The sequence below is a fragment of the Leptospira alstonii serovar Sichuan str. 79601 genome, from assembly GCF_000347175.1.
Taxonomy (GTDB): Bacteria; Spirochaetota; Leptospiria; order Leptospirales; family Leptospiraceae; genus Leptospira; species Leptospira alstonii.
Genome location: NZ_ANIK01000108.1, coordinates 1 through 4377, shown reverse-complemented (window position 1 = coordinate 4377; position 4377 = coordinate 1). Strand labels below are relative to the sequence as shown.

Here is a 4377-nt window from a genome sequence, read left to right as displayed (position 1 = left end):
CGGTAAAGAAGCTTACAAGAACCGAGAAACGATCGATACGGTAGTGACCGTGGCAGCAGTGGTCGGAGCAGCGTTTAGTTTTGGAACGTCCATGGCTGCACTTGCGGCCTACAAGGTGGCGAAAGGCGCGACGGAAGGCGGCGTCTACGGCGCGTTAGCCGGACTTGCGAGCACTGCTGGAACGGCGGCGAGCATAACTACGGGAGGTGCGATCGGTTTTGATTGTAGCTACAGTTACGCCGACGGTTTCGGAGCGAGCGTCGGAGGCGGTATGAAAATAGCGGCAGGCCTTGGAATCGGCGCGACACTTAGTTACAACGAACAATCCGGGTTCGGAGCAAGCGTGGGTTTGCAAGCTGGATCTTCAACGTTGAACTTGAATGCGGGACTGAATTATTCCCAACGAGACGGTGTTTCGGCTAACGTGAACGTAAGTTACGGATTGGGCAAGAACCCGAAAGCGGGTTTAAGTTTAGGTATGAGCTACAATCGACAAGACGGAATGGGCGCGAGCGCGGGTCTTACTTCCAGAAGCGGTAGTTTGAAAGACATGGGAGCGAATATTACAAGATCCGAATATGGCGGATGGGGAGCAGACGTTTCGTCCAAAGAATACGGTCCTGGTAAATTCAGCGGTGGTCTTTCCTACAATCAACGAGACGGTTTTACCGCGAGCTTGAACGTTTCGGGTACAAACGCCCTCAACTTGAACTCGAAGTCCGGTTTGTCGTCTAACACTGATTTTATCGCTCAATATTCTATGAACCGAGGTATGTCGGAGGATTCGGACTCCGAGTCGAAGGCTGCTCAGGAAAAAAATAATTCTGAACAAGGAGCCCAAATTTTGGAAGGTGCGGGCGTGGCTAGTCAGAGAAGAGAGGGAGAAGGCGGTCATGTGACCGGTTTTAGTGATGATGACGGACCGACTGCACATGGAGCACCGTCGTCTCATGGTCCGGATCAGGTGATTGCGTCATCGGGTTCTGTGGGTCCGGATGGGGAATCAAACGGCGGAGGAAAGCGTCAACTTTCTGCAAATGACAAGGCTGCTTTCATGGATAGCTGGCAGACTGATTCGAGATCTCAAACCGATGCTCATATAGCGAATTTGAAATCGCAGGGATATGACACTTCTGAGATTGAAGGTAAGGTGAAGGCGTATCGTGACAGCAAGGATTCCAAACCCGGTTATATTCCTTCGAACAAACCGGGATCTGAAATCGTTGTCACCGGTAGTAGAACTCCTTCCCTCGGTGAAAGAGCGAGTTCTTTGTTTGGTTCGATTGCTGATGGTGCTAAGGGTTTGTGGAATCGTGTTACGGGAGGCGGGACACATACTGGCCCCGCACATTATACCCCTGTGATTGGCGATACGCTAATTTACAAACTGCACAAGGAAGGCCCTGGCTTTAGTAGTAATTCTGGCCAAAATGGAGCGGACGACCATCGTTATGGACAGAAACCACTTGTGGACACGGTTTCCAATACCATTAATGAATGGAGGAAAGCAAATCCAGATTATCCGATAGTGACAAACGACCTAGGTTACAAGTCGGGAGGATATGATCCACGTGCAACCGGTACTCAGGCCGCAAAAGATGCCGGATATTACCAGCATCATAATAATGGAAATGCGATAGACTTGTCTTACATGTCCACACCCGGAGTTGAATCGACCGGCCGGAACTACAATGAAAATAAGGCCTACGATCGAGAAAAAACCATTGAATACATCAAAACGATTTCTAGAAATATTCCGGAAGGAGTTGGAAACTACAAAACAAATTTTGTAAAATTCAATGATCCTGCAGTACATGAATATTTTGATAAGAATAAATTGCCGAATTTACATCTTGAAAAAGATAAAAAAGGATCGATGCACAGCAATCACTTGCATTTGCAGTTAGGCTTACCAAAAGTAAATTAAAGGAGACATGAGAACATTATGATATTTAGAATACTACTGATTGGTTGTATTTTATTGAATTCTTGCGACAAACTTGGAAACAAAGAGGAAACGAAAGTGAAGACATATACGAAGCAAGAGAAACTAAAAATGTTAGATGTGATGCTTTCGAAGCTTTTGAAGGACATTCAAGAGAAGAAAAACTTTACTCCTTTTTTAGAAGTAAGTGATGAACACAGTGGATATACTATTAGTGTAGGGGAAAGTTTGGGTGATGAATTGGTTGGTGGTACTTTCCAAAAAGAAGGGTTTAGTACATTAGAGAAATACGTTACCGTTGAAGAAGTTGTGCGTCTTTTAAAAAAGGGGAGCAAGGGCGGGATTAGCGAAAGTGGTGATAGCCTTTCAATAATGTTGACCGTGAATCGTTTTGAATATGATTTGCACTTCTTTTTTCCCGAAAAAGAAGGGAGATGGATTGAACAAAATTTTTCAAGATTGAGGCCGGAGAGGGATTGATAACAAGTGAATGACAGGGCTCCCGGCACGTTCCGAGTGAAAACTGGACAAAGCGGTTCACAATAGTGAACCGGGGCGGAAGTAGCATTGGAATGTGAAGAGAAACATCATATTATAAAAGTGTAAATGATATTGGAGTTAATTTTCCGATTTTAATCCCGTTTACTAACAAACACCGCAGGATGTAACTCTGTTTTCTTCGTATCTTTGTTTTTTGGCGTTCATCGATTGTTCTTTTAACAAATTGGAATCAACGGATTTACCTTCGTAAATTTCCTGTGGGGTGAGAAGATAACGGCCTGCTCTGTTGGGTCGTTCTTGATTGTAAACAGGAATCCATTCCGATAATTTTTGAATCAAAGATTCTCTATTAGGAATCTCTAAATGATGAAGGCACTGATACTTAGTGATTTTGTGAACCGCCTCAATAGGACTGTTGGAAAAAGAAACGTCTTTACCAGCGGTGATTTTGTTGATGGGAAGATTGTTCTCAAAAATGAGCCTGTCCAGAGCGCCTTGATTTTCCGGTCCGCCGTCGGTCATCAAATGAACGAAAGAAGATTCTTTGGAGAGATTAACATTGATTAAAGGAAAAAGATCGGGTAAGGTCAACTTGGAAAAAGAGGTTTGATACTTGGAAACGGCCTCCTCGACTAAAGAAGCACAAACGTCGCTGTCAACTTGGTGAGCGACTTTAAACCCTAAAATCATCTTAGAGAAGTTATCAATCAAAACGTAAATATGAGATTTGATGTTGTCTTTGGTGACAAACTGAGTGATATCGCAATGCCAAACTTCATTGGGACGGGAGGTTTTAAAACCTTCTTTTTTTAACTTCTTAAACTTGTTTGAAAAGAGTTCGGGACGGAGGACTCTGGCCCATTTGTAAAAGGAAGAAAGACCGCAATGGAGAATGTCATTTTTTCGAGCGTATCCCCAAATGGAAGAAAGAGGCCAAAACAAAACGGCCTTTTCCAAAAGAAGATTTTTTAAAGAATCGATTTCCTTTTTTGAGATCTGACCGACAAACCTCTTGTGGCAGAGGTTTCCCAAGGAACTACTACACCTGAACCGAACTTGGAAAAACCAACTGTGAAAAGTGGACTTGGAAATATGAAACTTCCTTAATGTTCTTTTAAAACCGAGGTCGTCCTTTACTCTTTGAATGGTACGAACGATTTTTTCCTTAACTTCAATCGAGTTTTTCATTTTTTTCGGAAGAGATTTAATCTGAAGAATACAGAGTCTGATTTTTGCCATTGCAATGATAGCTTTTCGAACGGTTTCCGAATTTTCCAAGCGGATGGCAAGAGAGTTGGCTTCTCTTTGAAGATTGGGCTCCAGCCCGTTAAAACAAAACCCGTGGATATGACGAAAGGATTCGGGATCTTTTTTTTTGAGAGAGTGAACTGTTGATTTTGGAAATTTTTTGAGTTCTTGATCGGATACGTTTCCGTTAGCGACTCGAAATTTCCAAGCCGTGTCAAAGATGTTTCTTGTTTTTTTGAGTTTCACAGAGTCTGCCGCATGCGAGGAAACGTTTTGGACTTTCATATCCATCTATGTGAATATATCGTAATGATAGAATCACAAATTAAATCTTTTTTGCATGAAGGATGCAATAATTGTTATACATCTTGAATAAAAAAGAGATGAAAGTGATTATGTTAGTTGACACAAATCACAAAGTTTTGCAATCTTGTTCGAGCAAATAACGATTTTCCCGCGTGAGTAGTTATCTTGTAGCGGCTCGAATTGTGTGCTGAGAGATATGAATAACTTAGAATACGTATACGGCCAATCTGTGATGGAGAAGCGTACGAGACGGTTGATGTTTGTGGATATTCAGATATCCGAATCCTTGGTACAATGTGTGTATTTCGCGAGTGGTAGATTGAACGTAGTCGAGCTGGGAATTGACGAGATCGAACCGAAAGAGGAAGAAACACGAG

General features: G+C 42.8%; 3 protein-coding genes and 1 pseudogene. 3 read left to right on the top strand and 1 reads right to left on the bottom strand.

Annotation, left to right across the window (positions count from 1 at the left end; genetic code table 11):
• Both LEP1GSC194_RS18115 and LEP1GSC194_RS18110 read left to right on the top strand, forming a co-directional pair.
• Window positions 1-1927, top strand: a pseudogene (locus LEP1GSC194_RS18115) (peptidase M23); the annotation flags it as partial.
• An 18-nt stretch (window positions 1928-1945) separates the two neighbouring features.
• The gene (locus LEP1GSC194_RS18110; RefSeq protein ID WP_021064777.1) at window positions 1946-2425 is read left to right on the top strand and encodes a hypothetical protein; all 480 of its coding nucleotides are present in this window, start codon (window positions 1946-1948) and stop codon (window positions 2423-2425) included.
• Between the two features lie 165 nt (window positions 2426-2590).
• Here the strand turns inward: LEP1GSC194_RS18110 and LEP1GSC194_RS18105 are convergent, their stop codons facing one another.
• A complete protein-coding gene (locus LEP1GSC194_RS18105) occupies window positions 2591-3979 on the bottom strand; it encodes a DDE-type integrase/transposase/recombinase (protein WP_232424464.1) in 1389 nt (462 codons plus the stop codon).
• 217 nt (window positions 3980-4196) lie between these two features.
• On the opposite strand from LEP1GSC194_RS18105, the gene LEP1GSC194_RS22435 reads away from it, so the two are divergent.
• On the top strand, window positions 4197-4377 hold a 181-nt coding region (locus LEP1GSC194_RS22435), incomplete at its 3' end, for a hypothetical protein (protein ID WP_157229215.1).